Origin of the sequence: Pseudoalteromonas xiamenensis, assembly GCF_017638925.1 — a bacterium.
Lineage (GTDB): Bacteria > Pseudomonadota > Gammaproteobacteria > Enterobacterales > Alteromonadaceae > Pseudoalteromonas > Pseudoalteromonas xiamenensis.
The window spans coordinates 684,869-703,428 of the sequence record NZ_CP072133.1; the positions used below are offsets into that span (position 1 = coordinate 684,869).

Below are 18,560 nucleotides of genomic sequence, written 5' to 3' on the forward strand. Positions count from 1 at the left end.
TACGCCTAGTAAACTATTTAATACAGTAAGTCTATCAAGTTACCGGGACAGATGAAAGTAAAAGCAAGATGCTGATTTGGATTTTATGGTTATAAAAAAGCTTAGACGTTACCTGCCTTTCGTGCAGGAAATTAGACAGCTTTTTAGAGTTCCATTAATTAGGTTGCATGAGAGCGTACACATATGACCAGAGAAATTAGCTGAAATTGAATATACAACTATTGAAATGTTGATGTTGATGAAATCCGGGGAAACGAGCGGGCTTGATTTACGACAGTGTTACTATTTTGAGAGCGTGTTTAAATTGGATATCGACAAACTAAAACGGGCCACTATAAATAGTGACCCGCTTTTTAGTAAGGTAGCCTTACTCTTAGTTAAGCTTCTCTTTGATACGAGCAGCTTTACCAGATAGTTTACGCAAGTAGTAAAGTTTCGCGCGACGTACTGCACCGCGACGCTTAACTGTAATGCTTTCAACTAATGGGCTGTGCGTTTGGAATACACGCTCAACACCTTCACCGCTTGAAATTTTACGCACAGTGAAAGCTGAGTGTAGACCACGGTTACGCTTCGCGATAACCACGCCTTCGAACGCCTGTAGACGCTCTTTGTCACCTTCTTTGATACGTACTTGAACAACTACTGTGTCACCAGCGCCGAATGCAGGTACGTCTTGCTTAAGCTGTTCAGCTTCAAGCTCTTTGATAATGTTTTGGTTTACTTTTGCCATTATATTTCTCACTTTCCTAGGTGTAACTGTCTTCTAGCCACAAGTCTTTTGATACTCTTGCTGAAACTCAGAGAGTAATCTCACTTGCTCCTCAGTCAGAGCTAGGTTTTGCAACAAGTCAGGACGTCTTAACCAAGTTCTTCCAAGTTTCTGCTTTAAGCGCCACTTTTCAATCTCTCGGTGGTTACCACTCAGTAAAACTGAAGGAACCGACTTTCCATCCAATGTTTCTGGCCGAGTATAGTGAGGGCAATCGAGTAAGCCGTCCGAAAACGAATCTTGCTCAGCTGACTGATTATGTCCTAACACGCCCGGCACCAATCGCGCTACTGCGTCAATCAATGTCATGGCAGGTAGTTCACCACCACTCAATATAAAATCACCAATGGACCATTCTTCATCTATATAAGACTCGATGATCCGCTCGTCTATACCTTCATAACGACCAGCCACTAAGATCAATTTTTCGTTCGCAGCAAGTTCTGCTGCTCCCTGTTGATCTAGCTTACGCCCTTGAGGTGACATGTAAATTACCTTTGCGCCATGTCCTGCTGCGGCTTTCGCTGCAACAATCGCCTGTTTTAATGGTTCAACCATCATCAACATGCCAGGCCCACCGCCATAAGGACGATCATCAACCGTTCTATGTTTGTCGGTAGTGAAATCTCGAGGATTCCAGCTGTGAAACTCGATAAGGCCGTTTTTAACCGCTCTACCCGTCACACCTTGATTGGTAATAGCATCAAACATTTCTGGGAAAAGCGTAACTACGCCGACCCAAAGGTTTTTGCTCTCTTGCATTAAAATGCAGGATCCCAATCAACTGTAATTTTACGCTCATCATGCTCAACTGACACAATTACCGATTCCGGTAAAAATGGAATTAAGCGCTCTGATTGGCCAAATGCATCTTTTTTGTTTGCTTTCACAACCAAAACGTCATTTGACCCTGTCTCCATCAAGTCATCAACAATACCGAGGTCATAGCCTTTGTCTGTAACCACGGACATGCCGATGAGATCTCGCCAATAGAATTCCCCATCAGGGAGTTCTGGAAGCTGCGCTTCATACACGGCGATTTCAACATTAGTTAATGCTAATGCTTCATCACGATCATTAATCTGCGCAAACTTGGCGATGTAGCCCTTGCTGTGGCGACGCCAGTCGACCACTTCAAAGGTTTGCCATTTACCTTGTTGCCCTATTAACCATGGGCTATAATCGAAGATCCCTTCGGGATCGTCCGTAAATGAATGCACCTTAAGCCAGCCCTTAATACCATAAGGGGCACCAAGCTTACCTACTACAATAATCGAGGTGTTTTCTTGACTCATGGTTACACTTACGCCTATTAAGCCGCTTTACGAGCGTCTTTAACTAACTTTGCTACACGCTCAGTAAGAGCTGCACCTTGACCTACCCAGTGTTCAACACGAGCTAGATCCAAACGCACTTTCTCTTCTTGACCAGCAGCGATTGGGTTAAAGAAACCAACTTTCTCGATGAAGCGACCGTCACGCGAGAAACGGCTATCCGCAACCACAATTTGATAGAATGGACGCTTTTTAGCGCCGCCACGTTGCAAACGAATAGTTACCATACCGTCCTCTATATAGATTGACTGTTTTCATTAATAAGGATTTGCTCCCCACAATGGGAAGCTGCGGAATTGTACTAACTTTTTGTCACAATGCAAGTAAGAACTGCATCTAAACAATGATTTTAGTTAGTAAAATCGTGATCATCGGTCAAATATCAACCACTTACTTCTTCAGATATATTTTCGCGCTGTCCAGACCAAGCATTAAAAAGTGCTTTGACTAACGACGCCAAGGGAATTGCGAAGAAAACGCCCCAGAAACCCCAAAGTCCACCGAAGAATAAAACGGCCACTATTATATAGACAGGATTTAAATCGACCGCTTCCGAAAATAACAACGGAACAAGGACATTGCCATCGAGCGCTTGAATTATACCGTACACGATTAACACCGTCCAAAACTGCGCTTCAACACCAAATTGAAACATTGCCACAGCGGCAACTGGTATTGTGACTAATGCAGCACCAACAAATGGGATAAGTACAGACAATCCCACCAAAGTGCCCAATAATGCCGCGTAGCGCAAATCCATAAGCGAAAAAGCCACGACTGAACTGACACCAACAGTGACAATCTCAATGACTTTGCCACGGATATAATTCATGATTTGCTGATCCATTTCATGCCAAACTTGACTAATAAGTCGTCTTTGTTTGGGGATCATCTGTGCAATACCACCAGCAAGTTCCGATTTATCTTTTAGCATGAAAAACACAAGCAGTGGTACGAGGATCAAATAAATTAACCATGCTATGACGTCTTTTAGCGATGTCAGCGAAAGAGATAACAACATCTGCCCAAACTCAATGACTTTTTTCTCTACTGTATTAACGACGACTTTAACTTGGTCAACACTAATTAATGCAGGATAGCTATCTGGCAGATGAAGTAGCCAGTATTTTCCTTGTTCCACCATTGATGGTGCTTCTTGCACTAAGTTTGAAAGTTGCTTCCAAAGCGTAGGTACAATTCCAACCGTTATGGCAAATACCAAACCGATAAACGCAAACATGACGAGGGTCGTTGCGAGCAAACGTCCGACACCCAGTTTTTCGAGCTTCGTAACCGGCCAATCAAGCAAATACGCAATCACCAATGCAACAAGCACGGGAATAACGAATTCACCAAATAGATAAAGTAAAGCGGCACAGGAGAGTAATAAAAACAATAAGGTGACAGAATGGGGATCTGAAAACTTTCGGGTATACCAAGCTTTTATAAATTCAAACACTCATTCCCTCCACGACGATAGTTATACTGTTGTTACTGTCGATACGTTTGTACTGTAATCTTTTCATCTCAAGATATCGAAGGACATCTTTTAAATCTTGTCCAGCGTTGAATCTAAATGCAACCGTTTTACCAAGATTCAAATCCTTAAGTAACCATTTGAATTGTACAAACAACTGAGGACAATCGAATAAACTTAAGTCATTGATTTGTTTCTGTTGTGACAACTAACACCTCGATTAATTCAGTCTTTGTTACTAGCCTCAATTCTTACTTTGGTTTATCCTTTAAGACAAGAAAAGTAGTAAGGAAAAATAAATGGCTGGTGCGAATAGTAAAGCCCAACTTCCCGCAAATCCAACTCTAAAAGAAATCAACTGGTATAAAAAGCAGATCAATTGGGGTGAGCTACCGCCATTTTACCACATGGTTGCTTCTTCAGTGAGTGAAAGTGAAGGAGTGCTCCATCATGGCTTTGACAACGCAGTTAAACGCATCATTGATAAACGCAATTGGAACATTCAATTACTCGGTGGTTTTGAAGATGATCACGGTCTCATACACTGTGACTCAAAGCCTCGGCTCGGTTTACATCAAAGTTTTACAGACCGCGGTTTCGAATTGTGGGCGTTTCCTTATGCGAAAGACATTCAAATAGACACTTATGTTAAAGACAATCGATTGATGGAATTCAGTGTTTGGGATCCCCACACAATGAAAAACATAATACGAATTAATCAGTTACATAAGTTTATCGCATTTTACTTTGAACGAGGCGATATCGCCGACAAGGCACTTATTCTTCATGCTCATAAAGTAGTGCACAAAATTATTGCTTTTTTAACTCGAGAATTGAACATTGTTAAGGTTGACGGTGTCTCAATTAAAGATTTTTATCAGTTATGTGAAAAAGATGCCCGTGCATGCGGTGATGAAGTTGACTTAGCGCGACTTATGCTCGGGGACGATATAAGAAAGGACTAATATGCAGTATAAACGCCCGCTCTTGTCATTGCTGACTGCTGTCGCACTACAATGGCAAGGCTCGGCTTTGGCTCAAAGCGAATTTAATCTCCCAGATTTAGGCACATCCGCTTCTCAAGCGCTTTCGATTGAAAAAGAACAAGCCATTGGCGATGTCATGATGATGCAGATCCGTGCAGGTGCTGGGTTTATCCAAGATCCGGTACTTGATGAATACGTTTCATCGCTTGGGAATAAACTGGTCGCCAACGCCGATGACGTCCGTTTTCCATTCAAGTTTTTCTGGCTAAAAACCCTGATATCAACGCTTTTGCTTTTTACGGTGGGCACGTTGGTGTGCACACCGGTCTTCTGGCTCAATCGGATAATGAAAGTCAATTTGCTTCAGTACTCGGCCACGAAATAGCTCACGTTACGCAGCGCCACATCGCAAGACGATTACAGAATCAAAAAGACAACAGCGCTTTAACCGTAGCGGGTATGATTGCGGGCATTCTCGCCACTATCGTCGCGCCGGATGCAGGAATGGCGATTTTGTCCGCTAATTCTACACAGTCAGCCTTAAACAACTTAAGTCATAGCCGTAAAGCTGAACAAGAAGCAGACCGCTTCGGTATGAAAACCCTGAAAAATGCAGGCTTCGACCCCTACGCTTCTAGCGAGTTCCTTAGCAAACTCGCAGAACAAGTTCGCTATAAAAATAAGCCGCCTGCATTTTTGCTGACTCACCCGCTACCAGAGACTCGGATCTCGGATGTACGCCTACGTGCAGAACAGTATGAAAAGGTCTATGTGCCTTCTAGCCTTAATTTTGCCTTAGCGAAAGCTCGAGTTCTTGCTCGCTATCAATATGAACCCAAAATAGCAGAGCAATTCTTCCGCTCAAATTTGGAGCGTTCATCTTCATTAGATAACCGTGATTTAGAATACGGGCTTGCGCTCTCACTACTTGACCAAAAGAAACTCAAAGAATCTGAAGCAATTCTTAAAAAACTGCGTAGTGAAGATCCAAACAATTTGTTTTACATAGACGCTCAAACCGACCTACTGATTGCCAAAGGGCAAGCGAAAGAAGCGGTTACCCTACTGTCTTCCTTTCATGACCTGAGACCAAACAATCAGGTGATCACGCTCAACCTCGCCAATGCTGCAATTGAAGCGAAAGACTTTGAATTAGCATTACAAGTGCTTAAAGTGTTTGCGCTTGAAAAACCTGAACACAATTTAGCTAAGCAACTACTTACTAAAGTGTATGAGGAACAAAACAATAAAGCGGCGTTCCACGAAGCTAAAGCAGATTTATTGTCACAATACGGTGCGTACACCAAAGCAGCTGATGAAATTCAGAAAGCCTTGAACCATGTAGAGGACTCTGAAGAGATAAAGCAACAACGCTTGAAAGCGTTGTTAAGTCAATATCGTCAAATGCAAAAAGCCCTCGCAAAACTTTAAGTCTGTTCAGAGTTCCCTTACACTATGCAGCATTGCTAATTTGTAAGGGAACCTACCCATGTCAGTCACAATCTACCACAATCCACGCTGTTCAAAATCTCGTGAAACACTGGCTCTACTAGAACAACACGGCCACACACCAATTGTAGTCGAGTATTTAAAAACGCCTTTGTCCAGCGAAGAAATCAAAACGCTGATTGAGCAATTAGGTTTTGGATCTGCACATGATCTGTTGCGTACAAAAGAAGACGAATACAAAGAACATGGCCTTTCAAAGAGTAGTTCAGAAGACGATATCATTGCAGCAATGGTTGCAGCGCCGAAACTGATTGAGCGCCCCATCGTAGTGACAAACGGTAAAGCCGCTGTCGGCCGTCCACCTGAATCTGTACTTGCGCTGTTCTAATCTATGATTAAAGTTTTGGTGTTATTCCACTCCAGCCAAGGTTCTGTCCGGGCAATGGCCCAGACCATTGCCGAAGCAATCATTTCTCAAGGGGCTGAACCCGTACTCAGAACGTTCACACAGCAACTTGAATCCGATATTGTTGTATCGCTGGACGACTTGAAACAATGCCACGCTCTGGCTTTTGGTTCTCCTACCCGCTTTGGCATGATGGCACATCAAGCCAAACAATTTTGGGAAACCACCAGCGACTTGTGGCTTAGAGGTACACTGATAGATAAGCCTGCAGCAGTCTTTTGTTCATCCAGTAGTATGCATGGCGGAAATGAAGCAACACTTTTAAATTTAAGTTTGCCTCTACTACACCACGGCATGCTACTGCTTGGTGTACCCTATGACATTCCGGAGCTGTCGAGTACTAAGTCAGGTGGTACACCATATGGGGCATCGCATGTATCCGGATTGACAGCCGAAACCAAACTTACACCTGAAGAAATTCAAATTTGTCGGGCGGTTGGCGCTCGACTTGTAACAATTGCGAGAAAAATGCAGTGACAAACCTTGTCGAAAAACAACCTATTACCAAGCGATATCAACGCTTTGCGCTTTTTGGTTACATTGGCCTACTTATATTAATGCCACTGTGGATGTTTGTATTTGAACCGAGAGAAAACCATAGCATCGGTTTTATATTTGCGGTTTACATTGTGCCACTGCTGTTTCCAATGAAAGGGATTATTCAAGATAAACCTTACACTTATGCGTGGGCCAATTTTATCGTGATGCTGTACTTTATTCATGGATTCACCCTACTTTGGATAGCACCAGAAGAGCGACTATTTGTCCTCGCAGAACTCGTATTTGCTACGTCCATGTTTATCGGATGCACCTATTACGCTCGATACCGAGGACAAGAACTTGGCCTCAAAATCCGAAAATTGAAAGAAGATTTAGCCGACGAAAAAGCGGCTCATGAATTTAAGGATAATTAATAAAAAAAGCGCAACGTACTGTTGCGCTTTTTTTGAAGATTCCGACCCTTCCAACCGTTAAGTAATAAGGCTACCTAAGTAAAGTAAGTGCCGCAATGACACTTAATCCAAGTAAACCAATCACACTTAACCAAGACAGGACACCGAGTAAAACCAAGCTCCATGGATGACCTTTAATCGGGTAACTCTCATCACGCTTCAACTTAATACCTAACATTAGGAAGATGATTGCAAATGCGGTAAACCCGAAGGTCACTTCTGATTTATAAGCAAATCCATCATCAAAGAAAAAGAACAGCACTCCCGGAAGCATGGCCGATGTTAGCATCGAAAGTACGTGCGCTAATCGTATTTTCTGGAATTCTTCTTCAGGGGTAAGCTCTTTGAGATTAAAGTCACTTTCTAACGATTTAATGATGGCACTTCGGCGCAATGATACCGCAAGGCCATAAACACTCAACCCGTCTAGATTTTTGCTTTTCGCATCAGCCCCTAATTGGATCAATCGCTTAACCACAGGCAGTGCATTGCCAACTACGGCATGGTGGATTGGTTTATTACCCTTTAAGTCAGCTTGTTCGATTGATTCGCTTTGAAGTTGTTCGACAACATCCATAAAACCTTTTTGGGCCGCGAGGTGAATCGCACTCTCTCCAAGCGAGTTCACAGCTAAACCTTTTGCTCCTTGTTCAATAAAGCGAATTGCCATGGATTGCTTAGCGTTTTCTAAACTTAAATGCGCCAACAATGCCTCTTCCAGCTTATCTTTAACGTCATTTTCGTTAATCAACTCAAGCAGAGTATAGAAATCTTCACCTTGACTAATGGCATCACAAACTGCGGTTTCCAATGTATCGACATTCCGAACCTGTTGAGGAATATGCTTTGTCAGCTTTTCTCTGAATTCAAGTTCTTGCCATAGCAACATCACGTCATCCGCACTTAAGGTTGCTCCTTGCTCTAAACAAAAAGCAATGACATTGAAGTAACGCTTATCGTAAAGTAGCTTGAACAACGAGATGGACGTATCGACAGTCGCTTGCGCTGCAATATCCGAGTAGCCGCTAAATGGGCCTAATAATGTTAGTATCTGGCTTTCTTGCGCCATTTCAGCCGCTTCAAAATGCTGACTCAATTGCATCAAATAACGTTGCGCCGTTTCATCAAACTCGGCGATGTGTTGATAATAACACGCTTCAAAAGGCTCGAGCGGTTTCATCCATTGTAAATAATATAGTGGTGGAAGTACGGTTGACACGACACCTTGGTCGTCCTCGCTTGTGCCACAAGAAGGCCAAGCTTCCAACGCATCAAGGATAAATGCCCCGTTTTGTTCCACTAATCCTTTAACGAGTAACGGGTACTCTTTAGGCCATATTAAAACTTGTTCCATTGCAGGTAGATAGCTCCAGAATATTCAAGTGATACCGTAGCGAACCAATGCTGACTTATCACTTAACACTCACGATTAATTGCCCAGAATGTTAGCATATCTGGAAGAACAAAAGGCATAATGTCTTTAACAAATTTTCAGGGGAAATCGAGGATGACTACAGAATTCGAAACATGGCATGTAGTACTGATAATTGTTGTAGTGGTGTGTGTCATTTGGGGCAATATTTCACTGTTGAAATACGCAAACAAATTCAACACGGTTAAAAGTAAAACAAATGAACTAATGGGCGTAAAGACAGAAGAGCCTGAACACGTTGACACCAATAAAAAAGCCGACGATTAACGTCGGCTTTTTTATTATATTTGTTTAAAGCGCTTTAAACACGTCGTCTGTTTTAGACGCACAGATAAAATCGTTCTTGTGTAAGCCTTTAATAGAATGACTCCACCAAGTTACCGTAACTTTGCCCCACTCTGTCAAAAGACCTGGGTGATGACCCTCTTCTTCAGCCATATCGCCTACTTTATTCGTAAACGCAATTGCCTCTTTAAAGTTTTTGAACTTATACACTCGCTCCAACATCATAATGCCATCGCGGACTTCTGGCACCCAATCAGGGATAAGTTTGATCAATTCTGCAAGTTCAGCATCTGCCACTTTAGGCGCATCAGCACGACACGCTTCACATTTTTGTGCACTTAAATCAGACATGTAAAAATTCCTTAGCTAGCTAACTTTTCTTTAGGTGGAAACTTTGGCTCAAACAGCCCTAATTCTTTGGCTTTTTCAACAAGCGACATTATGTCCATCTTAGAGATTTCGAACAAATCTTTGATAGAGGTAATGGTATAGTAAAGAGGTTGCATAATGTCGATGCGATACGGTGTACGAAGCACATCTAGCACCTCTAAAGCAGAAATTTCTGGTTTACCCGAATAAACGTATTGTGTTTCGCCAGGGCTTGATAACACCCCACCACCATAAATTTTCAGACCTTCAGCCGTTTTCATTAGGCCAAATTCAACCGTGAACCAGTATAAACGGGCAAGGTAAACTCTATCTTTTTTCTCTGCCGCGTAACCCAATTTACCGTATTGATGAGTAAACTCAGCAAAATCTGGGTTGGTGAGCATGGCACAGTGACCAAATATTTCATGGAAAATATCGGGTTCTTGAAGGTAGTCAAACTCTTCCCTTGAACGGATAAACGTTGCAACAGGAAATTGTTTATTTGCGAGTAGACGGAAAAATTCGTCGAAGTCGATGAGAGCAGGAACAGGGGCGACTTGCCAGCCAGTTTCTCTTTTCAACACTTCATTCAATTCATGTAGTTGTGGAATGCGATTGTGCGGAAGATTAATCTTACGTAAACCTTCAAGGTATTCATCACACGCTTTGCCTTTAATGCATTCCAGCTGACGCTCAACCAGCTCCTGCCAAATCTGGTTTTCCTCAACAGACCAATGAATAACACCATTGTCGTCTGGAGTTTTTGAAACATACTTACTTGATTTTGCCATAGTGACCTTCTCATAAATGACGAGCAGGAGCTTATATTTGGTGTTGTTTGCTCCTCAACTTGTTACCTCGATACTATGAGAAAGTAAGCAAAAGATTAATAGCTGGACCCACTGGTCACACCAAACACGCCCTATTTTTTGTAATTATATCCGTACAGTTTCGTACACAAAAGAATACGCCACATAAAGACCAGCAAATAAAAAACCTCCACAAGGGAGGTTCTGTAAACAATAAAATACAATTTAGAAGTGGGAGAACGCCTGTTCCAGATCAGCGATAATGTCTTCAACATTTTCAAGCCCGACTGAAAGTCTGATCAATCCATCTGAAATGCCTGCGGCTAACCGCTCTTCTCGAGTATAAGGTGAATGCGTCATAGAGGCTGGATGCTGAATAAGTGTCTCTGGATCACCCAGTGAGACAGCTAACGTGCAAAGTTTTGTCGCGTTGATAAAAGCTTCACCGTTCTCCAACGTACCATTAATCTCAAATGCAATTACGCCACCAGCACCTTTCATTTGTTTGCCTAAGAAACGATGACCTGGATGTGAAGGTAATCCCGGATAATACACTTCGTTGACCTTAGGATGGCCCTCTAAGTATTCCGCTACGCGCTGTGCACTGGCACAATGCCTCTCCATGCGGACTGAAAGTGTTTTCAAACCGCGATTAATAAGCCATGCATCATGTGGACTGATTGTCGCACCAATATCCTTTAAAACTGTCAGTTTAATCGTTTCGATATGCTCTTTACTGCCGCATACGATACCTGCCACTACATCACCGTGACCATTTAGATATTTTGTCGCACTGTGAATAATGATATCGATTCCAAAATGCTTCGGTTTCTGTAACAAGGGAGTTAAAAACGTATTATCGATGACACTGATTAACCCATTTTGTTTAGCAAATTTACCGATCATATCCAAGTCTAAAACGGTCATTGTGGGGTTAATAGGCGTTTCAGCAAACACCATTTTTGAATTCGGTTGCAATGCATTTTGCAACGCATCTGGCTGAGTCATATCGACAAAAGTAACTTCAATACCGAATTTCGGCAGCATGTGCGAGAAAAGCGCAAAACTGCATCCATATAACGCTTTAGACGCAATAAGATGGTCGCCAGATTGTAAAAAGCTTAATACCGATGCTGATACAGCGCCCATGCCTGTTGCTGTGGCCGCAGCATCGTCCATTTCCTCTAGTGCAGCAACTTTCTCCTCTAACTCGCGAGTTGTTGGGTTGCCTAAACGGGTGTAAATGTAGCCAGGCTCTTCACCCGCGAATCGTGCAGCGCCTTGCGCGGCATCTTTAAAATGGAAAGTAGATGTCTGATACAAAGGTGCTGTCAGCGCACCATACGGATCTTCATTGTGAGAAGGACCGTGGATACAATTTGTATCATCGTGAAATTTTGTCATAACCTGTTGCTCATTCTTTTTCTTGATTGCTCTAATAGTTATTCGAGCTCAAATAAATCACAAGCAAGCCAGATGCACAGATGTCTAGGCTACTCGACTAGACACGGCACACTGTACAGAAAAGTTGTCAGTTTGAAGTGGTCGATTGACTCGTAAGCGATTTAAAAACCTGTTTAACAACATGATGTAAACGCACTGGGCGTTTATCAAAAGTCGGAATAGGCCGGCATAACTCCATGGTTTTAATTCCCAGACGCGCGGTAAAAATACCAGCGCTAACCCCTTGCGCAGAACGTGCAGAAAGCTTACCGAGCAACTCCGCTCCTAACGACGTGGTAGCCAAATCAGCGATCAACTCTGTTCCACCCACAAACACCATTTGTGTCAGCAACATTTTGTATAGTTTCAATCGACTACGATAGCCTAAACGCACACCATACAAGTCGCTTATTTTCTCAATCATGCGTGTCCCTCGCCACAATACCGCAGCCATATCCAGTGTGGCCATCGGACTTAATGCAACTAATAGTGCCGAGCCACTTGCTGACGTCGCGACAATTTGCTGAGCTTCATTATCGATATACTGTAATACCTGCGTGTCGTACAGCATCACCAACTCTTTGTCTGTATGATGGCTTTTAACTAGTGTTTTGAATTCAGTAGCAAATTGCGGTGACACTTGTTTTAACTGCGACTCCAGCCATTTACTCGCCTCACCAACTTGTTCACTTTGTAATAATCGTTCGGCATCCGCTCTCACTTTCTCTAAGCGCTTCAATTTTATTAGCGCTTTAATTTCTTTAAAAATAAGCCGCCCTATTATCCCCAATGACAGAACACCTAGCGCGCTATATAAAATCCCCAGAAATAATGAACTTTCAAATGCTTGCCAAATTCCCAGAACACTTTCAGTGATAATCGCGGTGCCCGCGAGTGCTAACCACAGCTTGAGCCATGGCCGCTTTTGACGGCTTTCATATACAACGTCCAAATCAACAGGAGCATCGATGGACACATCTTGAAGTTCAAACTCGTCTGAAACGTCAATAATCTTTGCAACTGGCTTCTCTGAACGTTCTGCAAAAATATCGTTTGTGTGCGCTTCTATTCGCCTAGCTTGCTGAATCATTTCTGATTTCTTGTTATTCATCGTAACTTATCCCCAAGCAGAAACTGTAAAGCATGGTCCATTCGAATATGTTCAAGTCTTCCCTCCTTTGCAGCAAGTGGTGTAAAAGATAAAAACTCAAAACCGCCATCAGGCCACTGTTCTTTTTGGAGTAATGTAGGGGGAATTGCCGAGGGTAAATAGGTAACCCATTCTTGCTCACCAATCGGCTTACCATAAACACAATTTAACTTCTTCGAGTTTTCCTGAATTTGCCTATCTAAAGAGCTTCTAACCGAGACTCGTCGCCATCGTTTCGACGTTCACGTGGTCAAATTTCATGGTGTTTTGGCTATCTTGGAGTAATGAATCCAATAGCCGTACCAAATTGCTATGTTGATTACTGCTTGTCATGTCACATTTATTTGCAGCGAAAAGCACTTTGTCAATTTTGGGCAACCATAAACGACGAAGCCAATGGTTTTTGCCATAGTCGAACAAACTCAACATTTGCTGAGTCGCACTTTGTAATTCGCTTAGATAATCATAACCACCTTGCAATGCAGAAAAGGCATCCATAAGCACAACTTGCCTGTCAAATTGGCAAAAGTAGTCTTTGTAAAACGGTTTTACTACGTGTTCTTTGTAGGCTTCAAAACGTTTCTCTAGTTGCTCATAGATGCATCCTTCTTCTACAGAATGGGGCTTCTCACATGGGAAAAAGGACAGCATCGGTGCACCAGCAAGGTCGCCTGGCAATATTTGACGACCAGGTTGTAACAAAATAGCTGGCGTATTCGCTTTTAAATTACACAACAATTCACCATGAATAGAAGCAATTTCAGCAAGGAGGTTGTCGTCTGAATCTTGAGTAGCGTCAAGCGTGTGGATCTGCTGCAAAAACGCATTAGCAAACTCATGATAACGCTCGGTGCGATACTTCTTTAAAACCTCTCGAGACCACGTTTCGTAATCTTGATTGAGCAACGGTAAATCGATTAACCACTCACCAGGATAGTCATATAACTCGATATAAAGTGTTGATTCCGGTGAGAGCTGTGCACGTAACCCCTCTTTTGCGTAATACTTTAACGCAAGTGAAATAGTATTAATGCGCTTCGTTGCGAAGGGCCAATTCGGCTCAGTATCCAACAACGTTTTTATTGCACTTTGATAATCAAATGAGGGAACCGACATGGCATCTTGAGAGATTTGCTTACACGCAATGAAACGCCCTGACTTTACTACATCAAAAAAGGGTAAGTTGTCATTCGTTGCCTGCGTCGTCAATTGACGAATAAACGAGGTGATAAATGCGGTTTTTCCACTTCCACTAAAACCTGTCACCGCGATTTTAACGTGTTTATCTAAACCGCGCTGTACGACTTTTTCTGCCGTTTGTAGAAATTGCTTGAGATAAATTTGGGGTCTACTCATAGTGCTCTAAAATGTGCGTCGGTGGCAATGGCCACCGTACGATTATAAACGGTCTATTTCTCGACTTACGGTAAACTCGGGTGACGTCACGTAAGTTTCAAGCTTTTGAATCCGACCATCTAGCCGAGTAAAACGGTCCTTCAGCTCGTATAGTGCTTGTCTTGGAGGCTCCCCTTTTTGCCACACCTTGAATTTAACATTTACACGTTCTTCATGCTGTTCTTCTTGCGGCACATGCTGTGTAAATTCTGTGGGCTGTCTATCCAGAATAAACCAACATGCCACGTAAATCACAATAAAGAATGGACCAGATAGTAACACTGCACTGATAAACAAAATGCGAACTAACCATAATTCCATATTAAAGTAGTCGCTGAGGCCCGCACAAACACCCGCTATTTTGCCCCGACGAGGATCGCGGAATAACTCTCTACGTTTTTGGCTCATACTTTTCGTCTCCAACCTGGCGATTCTTGATCAAGCAACGTTTCTAGCGTTTCAACACGTTCAGCCATTTTCTCCGCTTTGCTTGCCAACTCAATCAATTGACGATGTTCATGTTCACTCAGCCCTTGACTCACTTGTTTTTTGCTACGGTAGTGTAAAATCAACCACAGTGGCGCAACAATCAGCATAAAAATGATGAACGGGGCCATTAACATCTCTGGGTCAAACATAATTCTTCTCCTGTTGTGAATGTAGAGCAAGACGCGCTTTAATGCTTCGGTGCGCGCCTTTTACGCGTCGTTATTGTTTTTCTGCAAGCTTCTTTTTAAGTGCTGCGAGACTCATCATCAATTTTTTCATCTTGTTGCAATTGGGCAATCTCATCTGCTAAGGACTTTTTACCCATCTCGTAGGATTCAACTTGAGATTCAATACCATCAATTTTCGTTTCAAAACGTTCAAAACGGTGAAGTGCTGAATCAACTCGATTGCTATCTAAAGCCTTTTTCACTTCAAGACGCGATTCTGCAGAGCGCTGGCGCAGAATAATTGCCTTTTGCCTTGCTTTTGCATCCGCCAATTTTTCTTGCAACGTCACAACTTCTTGCTGAAGTTTCTCAATATGCTCATCAACGTGCGCCAATTCTTTTGCAACTGCATCGGCTGCAGCCGTCGCCTTATGCTTTTCTGAAATCGCCGCACGAGCGAGATCTTCACGGTCTTTTGATAGCGCCAATTCAGCCTTAGCTTCCCATTCCGCTTTTTCTGCATTAAGTGCCTCAACACGACGTGCCAATTCTTTCTTCTCAGCAAGTGTTTTCGCAGAAGTAGAACGCACTTCAACCAGTGTGTCTTCCATTTCTTGAATGATCAGACGCACCATTTTTTCAGGATCTTCGGCTTTATCTAAAATTGCATTGATATTCGAATTCACGATATCTGCAAAACGAGAGAAAATTCCCATAATATTACCTCTGTGATTAATAAACTTATTGATGACAATCTAGTATCAATAACCTTGCCAACTTTTAAAAAAGATTTAATTATTAAATATCAATAAGTTAAAACAAAACATAAAAACCTTTAAAATCTCATCGTGATAAAATACACTAGTTATTAGCTAAAATAACTAAGAGTTAGCGAATATGCGCCAACAGGATAATTTACTCGGTCAATCGGACAGCTTTTTAGCCGTACTCGACCAAGTTTCTATGATTGCCCCTCTCGATAAACCCGTATTAATTATCGGAGAGCGTGGTACAGGTAAGGAACTCATCGCAGCTCGATTGCACTACCTTTCAGAACGTTGGGATCAACAATACATTAAAATGAATTGTGCTGCACTTAACGAAAACTTACTTGAAAGCGAACTCTTTGGTCACGAAAGTGGCGCATTCACGGGCGCAAGCAAACGACATGAGGGTCGATTTGAACGTGCGAATAGCGGGACCTTGTTTTTAGACGAACTTGCTAATACGTCTGCAATGGTTCAGGAGAAACTCTTGCGCGTTATTGAATATGGCGAATTCGAGCGTGTTGGTGGTAAACAAACTATCAAAGTGGATACACGTTTAGTCTGTGCGACGAATGAAGATCTTCCTACATTGGCAGAAAATGGTGAATTTCGCCATGACCTGCTAGACCGTCTAGCCTTTGACGTCATCACGTTACCTCCGCTTCGCCATCGCCGTGAAGATATTCTATTACTTGCTGAACACTTTGCGATCAATATGGCCAGAGATCTTGGCTGGTCACTTTTCAGTGGCTTCACTAAACGCGCACGCGAAATTCTATTGGATTACGATTGGCCTGGTAACATTCGTGAATTGAAAAACGTGGTTGAGCGAAGTTTATATCGCCATGGTACAGAGCAGCTACCTGTCCACGATATTGTCATCGATCCATTTCGAAGCCCATTTCGACCAACAGCGCGAGTCAAGGCACCAACAGAAGCAAATAAACCTGCTGAAATGCCAGTTGAAACTATCGTGGCCTCTACGCCAACAGAATTTAGCGCCCCTTCAGCGTGGCAATTTCCAGTTTGCTTGAAAACTTTATCGAATGATTATGAGACGCAATTACTGCAAAAAGCACTAGAATTTTCACAATTTAATCAAAAGAAAACTGCAGAAGTGCTCGGTTTAACGTATCATCAGCTAAGAGGTTATCTAAAAAAATATAACCTATTAGATTCGCAACAGAAAAACGAGGCATAAACGTGCGAAAGCTGGTGTTAGCAATACTTCCCGTCTTCTTGGTGGGCTGTATTGAAAGCAGTGAAAATGAACGAGCAAAATTGGCGCAAGGACTAGTCTATTGCGCCGAAGCAAATCCTGTTTCGTTCAATCCTCAAGTCACAACGACAGGTTCAACTATCGATATTATTGCAAATCAGTTGTATGACAAACTGCTGAGCATAAATCCAGATAGTGGAGAGTACCAACCTGAACTGGCCACTTCATGGGACATCGAAAATAACGGTAAAAACATTACGTTTCATTTGAGAAAAGACGTCCATTTTCACACAACAGGCTACTTTACACCGACGCGAACCTTAAACGCAGACGATGTGGTGTTTTCATTTGGCCGACTCTTCGATGTTTATAACCCTTATCATTTTATTGGTGATGCTAACTATCCGTACTTTCAAAGCGTTGGGATGGACCAATTGATAAGACAAGTAGTCAAGGTAGATGATTACACGGTTAGGTTTGAACTGTTTAATGCGGAAAGTAGCTTTTTATCAAACTTAGCGACAGATTTTGCCGTTGTTACTTCCAAAGAATACGCACAAAAGTTACAACAAGCCGGAAAAGAAACGCAGTTTGATCAGCTTCCCGTTGGCACGAAGTACCTATCTATTCAAGAGCTTTTTACGTGATAACCTGATTCGTTATCACCGCAATCCACACTACTGGAAACACCCTGTAGCGATGGAACAATTGGTTTATGATATAACGACTAATGGTACATCACGTATCGCAAAAATGTTGACCAAAGAGTGCGACATTACGGCGCATCCAAGTGCTACGCAACTGTCGTTTTTACAAAGCCGCGAAGACATTCACGTCGATAAAGAAGCTAATTTAAACATTGGCTATTGGGCATTTAATACAGAACGACCTCCATTTAATGATCCTCTTGTTAGACGCGCACTTTCTTATGCTGTCGATGTCGACAAGATAATGCAAGCCGTGTTTTATGGTAGTGGCATTGCTGCAACGTCAAATTTACCCCCGTCCTCATGGGCTTATGTGCCGCAACCTGAGCTGCCTCAATACGACCCTCAAAAAGCCAAAGAATTGCTTGAAGAAGCGGGCTACAAGGATGGTTTTACAATGACCCTTTGGGCTATGCCGGTGTCGCGAATTTACAACCCAAATGCACGTAAAATGGCTGAACTAATTCAAAGCGATCTTCGAGAGATTGGCGTCACCGCAAAAATAGTTGAATACGAATGGAATACCTTCATTGAGCGAGTGGGACAACATGAACACGATAGTGTGTTACTTGGCTGGGCCGCAGACACCCCTGATCCTGATAACTTTTTCACCCCACTCTTAAGCTGCACGGCAACCTTCAGTGGCAAAAACCCGTCAAATTGGTGTAACCCAGAATTTGATTTGTTACTGACTCAAGCTCTCGATACCAACGACATTGAAGCGCGTAAAGTGTTCTATAAAAAAGCGCAGGAAATGATAGCTGCAGAATTGCCATTGATGCCAATTGCACATGGTTTACGCTTCCAAGCATCGAATACAAACATAGAAGGTATAACGCTCAGACCCTTTGGTGGCATTTCGTTGGCCGAAGCAAGGAGAAAACCGTAGCC

At 42.6% G+C, this 18,560-nt stretch carries 21 protein-coding genes and 3 pseudogenes; 8 read left to right on the top strand and 16 right to left on the bottom strand.

What is annotated here, in order from left to right; all coding sequences use genetic code 11:
• Window positions 1-373 precede the first annotated feature (373 nt).
• The 6 genes from rplS to J5O05_RS03420 form a co-directional block, all read right to left on the bottom strand.
• Window positions 374-733 (bottom strand): 50S ribosomal protein L19, encoded by a 360-nt coding sequence (gene rplS / locus J5O05_RS03395; RefSeq protein ID WP_208843599.1) that lies wholly within the window; start codon window positions 731-733, stop codon window positions 374-376.
• 33 nt (window positions 734-766) lie between these two features.
• Window positions 767-1,534 carry a tRNA (guanosine(37)-N1)-methyltransferase TrmD gene (gene trmD / locus J5O05_RS03400; RefSeq protein WP_208843600.1) on the bottom strand — a complete coding sequence of 256 codons (768 nt, stop codon included), beginning with the start codon at window positions 1,532-1,534 and terminating at the stop codon, window positions 767-769.
• Window positions 1,534-2,067, bottom strand: coding sequence for a ribosome maturation factor RimM (gene rimM, locus J5O05_RS03405; protein WP_208843601.1), 534 nt, complete (start codon window positions 2,065-2,067; stop codon window positions 1,534-1,536). Before rimM ends, trmD begins: the two co-directional genes overlap by 1 nt.
• Before the next feature lie 17 nt (window positions 2,068-2,084).
• Complete coding sequence (gene rpsP / locus J5O05_RS03410) at window positions 2,085-2,333, bottom strand: 30S ribosomal protein S16 (protein WP_208843602.1); 249 nt, start codon at window positions 2,331-2,333, stop codon at window positions 2,085-2,087.
• Window positions 2,334-2,488: 155 nt separating this feature from the next.
• A complete protein-coding gene (locus J5O05_RS03415; RefSeq protein ID WP_208843603.1) occupies window positions 2,489-3,565 on the bottom strand; it encodes an AI-2E family transporter in 1,077 nt (358 codons plus the stop codon).
• Window positions 3,558-3,791, bottom strand: a complete 234-nt coding sequence (locus tag J5O05_RS03420; protein ID WP_208843604.1) for a hypothetical protein — start codon at window positions 3,789-3,791, stop codon at window positions 3,558-3,560. The genes J5O05_RS03415 and J5O05_RS03420 overlap by 8 nt, the downstream gene beginning before the upstream one ends.
• Before the next feature lie 91 nt (window positions 3,792-3,882).
• Here J5O05_RS03420 and J5O05_RS03425 point away from each other — a divergent pair, with 91 nt between their 5' ends.
• The 5 genes and pseudogenes from J5O05_RS03425 to J5O05_RS03445 all read left to right on the top strand — a co-directional run bounded on the left by J5O05_RS03425 (window position 3,883) and on the right by J5O05_RS03445 (window position 7,398).
• On the top strand, window positions 3,883-4,548 hold the full coding sequence (locus J5O05_RS03425) for a hypothetical protein (RefSeq protein ID WP_208843605.1): 666 nt from the start codon (window positions 3,883-3,885) through the stop codon (window positions 4,546-4,548).
• A gap of 1 nt (window position 4,549) precedes the next feature.
• A pseudogene (gene bepA / locus J5O05_RS03430) lies at window positions 4,550-6,000 on the top strand (beta-barrel assembly-enhancing protease).
• Window positions 6,001-6,058: 58 nt separating this feature from the next.
• On the top strand, window positions 6,059-6,406 hold the full coding sequence (gene arsC / locus J5O05_RS03435; RefSeq protein WP_208843606.1) for an arsenate reductase (glutaredoxin): 348 nt from the start codon (window positions 6,059-6,061) through the stop codon (window positions 6,404-6,406).
• Window positions 6,407-6,409: 3 nt separating this feature from the next.
• Window positions 6,410-6,961: an NADPH-dependent FMN reductase family protein gene (locus tag J5O05_RS03440; RefSeq protein ID WP_208843607.1), complete on the top strand. Its 552-nt coding sequence runs from the start codon at window positions 6,410-6,412 to the stop codon at window positions 6,959-6,961.
• Entirely contained in the window at window positions 6,958-7,398 is a 441-nt protein-coding gene (locus J5O05_RS03445) for a DUF2069 domain-containing protein (RefSeq protein ID WP_208843608.1), read from the top strand. Before J5O05_RS03440 ends, J5O05_RS03445 begins: the two co-directional genes overlap by 4 nt.
• 70 nt (window positions 7,399-7,468) lie before the next feature.
• Here J5O05_RS03445 and J5O05_RS03450 read toward each other — a convergent pair whose 3' ends face one another.
• Window positions 7,469-8,791 carry an ankyrin repeat domain-containing protein gene (locus J5O05_RS03450; RefSeq protein WP_208843609.1) on the bottom strand — a complete coding sequence of 441 codons (1,323 nt, stop codon included), beginning with the start codon at window positions 8,789-8,791 and terminating at the stop codon, window positions 7,469-7,471.
• A 153-nt stretch (window positions 8,792-8,944) separates the two neighbouring features.
• On the opposite strand from J5O05_RS03450, the gene J5O05_RS03455 reads away from it, so the two are divergent.
• Window positions 8,945-9,136 (top strand): DUF2897 family protein, encoded by a 192-nt coding sequence (locus J5O05_RS03455; protein ID WP_208843610.1) that lies wholly within the window; start codon window positions 8,945-8,947, stop codon window positions 9,134-9,136.
• A 24-nt stretch (window positions 9,137-9,160) separates the two neighbouring features.
• Here the strand turns inward: J5O05_RS03455 and J5O05_RS03460 are convergent, their stop codons facing one another.
• The 9 genes and pseudogenes from J5O05_RS03460 to pspA all read right to left on the bottom strand — a co-directional run bounded on the left by J5O05_RS03460 (window position 9,161) and on the right by pspA (window position 15,692).
• The gene (locus J5O05_RS03460; protein WP_208843611.1) at window positions 9,161-9,505 is read right to left on the bottom strand and encodes a 4a-hydroxytetrahydrobiopterin dehydratase; all 345 of its coding nucleotides are present in this window, start codon (window positions 9,503-9,505) and stop codon (window positions 9,161-9,163) included.
• Window positions 9,506-9,516: 11 nt separating this feature from the next.
• Complete coding sequence (gene phhA, locus J5O05_RS03465; RefSeq protein ID WP_208843612.1) at window positions 9,517-10,314, bottom strand: phenylalanine 4-monooxygenase; 798 nt, start codon at window positions 10,312-10,314, stop codon at window positions 9,517-9,519.
• 243 nt (window positions 10,315-10,557) lie between these two features.
• Window positions 10,558-11,736 (bottom strand): methionine gamma-lyase, encoded by a 1,179-nt coding sequence (megL, locus tag J5O05_RS03470; protein WP_208843613.1) that lies wholly within the window; start codon window positions 11,734-11,736, stop codon window positions 10,558-10,560.
• A 127-nt stretch (window positions 11,737-11,863) separates the two neighbouring features.
• On the bottom strand, window positions 11,864-12,886 hold the full coding sequence (locus J5O05_RS03475) for a TIGR01620 family protein (protein WP_208843614.1): 1,023 nt from the start codon (window positions 12,884-12,886) through the stop codon (window positions 11,864-11,866).
• Window positions 12,883-13,116, bottom strand: a complete 234-nt coding sequence (locus J5O05_RS22660) for a YcjX family protein (RefSeq protein ID WP_341874719.1) — start codon at window positions 13,114-13,116, stop codon at window positions 12,883-12,885. Before J5O05_RS22660 ends, J5O05_RS03475 begins: the two co-directional genes overlap by 4 nt.
• Before the next feature lie 19 nt (window positions 13,117-13,135).
• Window positions 13,136-14,281: a YcjX family protein gene (locus tag J5O05_RS03480; RefSeq protein ID WP_341874701.1), complete on the bottom strand. Its 1,146-nt coding sequence runs from the start codon at window positions 14,279-14,281 to the stop codon at window positions 13,136-13,138.
• Between the two features lie 42 nt (window positions 14,282-14,323).
• The gene (pspC, locus tag J5O05_RS03485; protein ID WP_208843615.1) at window positions 14,324-14,728 is read right to left on the bottom strand and encodes an envelope stress response membrane protein PspC; all 405 of its coding nucleotides are present in this window, start codon (window positions 14,726-14,728) and stop codon (window positions 14,324-14,326) included.
• Complete coding sequence (pspB, locus tag J5O05_RS03490; RefSeq protein WP_208843616.1) at window positions 14,725-14,958, bottom strand: envelope stress response membrane protein PspB; 234 nt, start codon at window positions 14,956-14,958, stop codon at window positions 14,725-14,727. The genes pspC and pspB overlap by 4 nt, the downstream gene beginning before the upstream one ends.
• A gap of 70 nt (window positions 14,959-15,028) precedes the next feature.
• Window positions 15,029-15,692, bottom strand: a pseudogene (gene pspA, locus J5O05_RS03495) (phage shock protein PspA).
• Between the two features lie 181 nt (window positions 15,693-15,873).
• On the opposite strand from pspA, the gene pspF reads away from it, so the two are divergent.
• The gene (gene pspF / locus J5O05_RS03500; RefSeq protein WP_208843617.1) at window positions 15,874-16,944 is read left to right on the top strand and encodes a phage shock protein operon transcriptional activator; all 1,071 of its coding nucleotides are present in this window, start codon (window positions 15,874-15,876) and stop codon (window positions 16,942-16,944) included.
• Between the two features lie 2 nt (window positions 16,945-16,946).
• Window positions 16,947-18,558, top strand: a pseudogene (locus tag J5O05_RS03505) (ABC transporter substrate-binding protein).
• The last annotated feature ends 2 nt before the right edge of the window (window positions 18,559-18,560 follow it).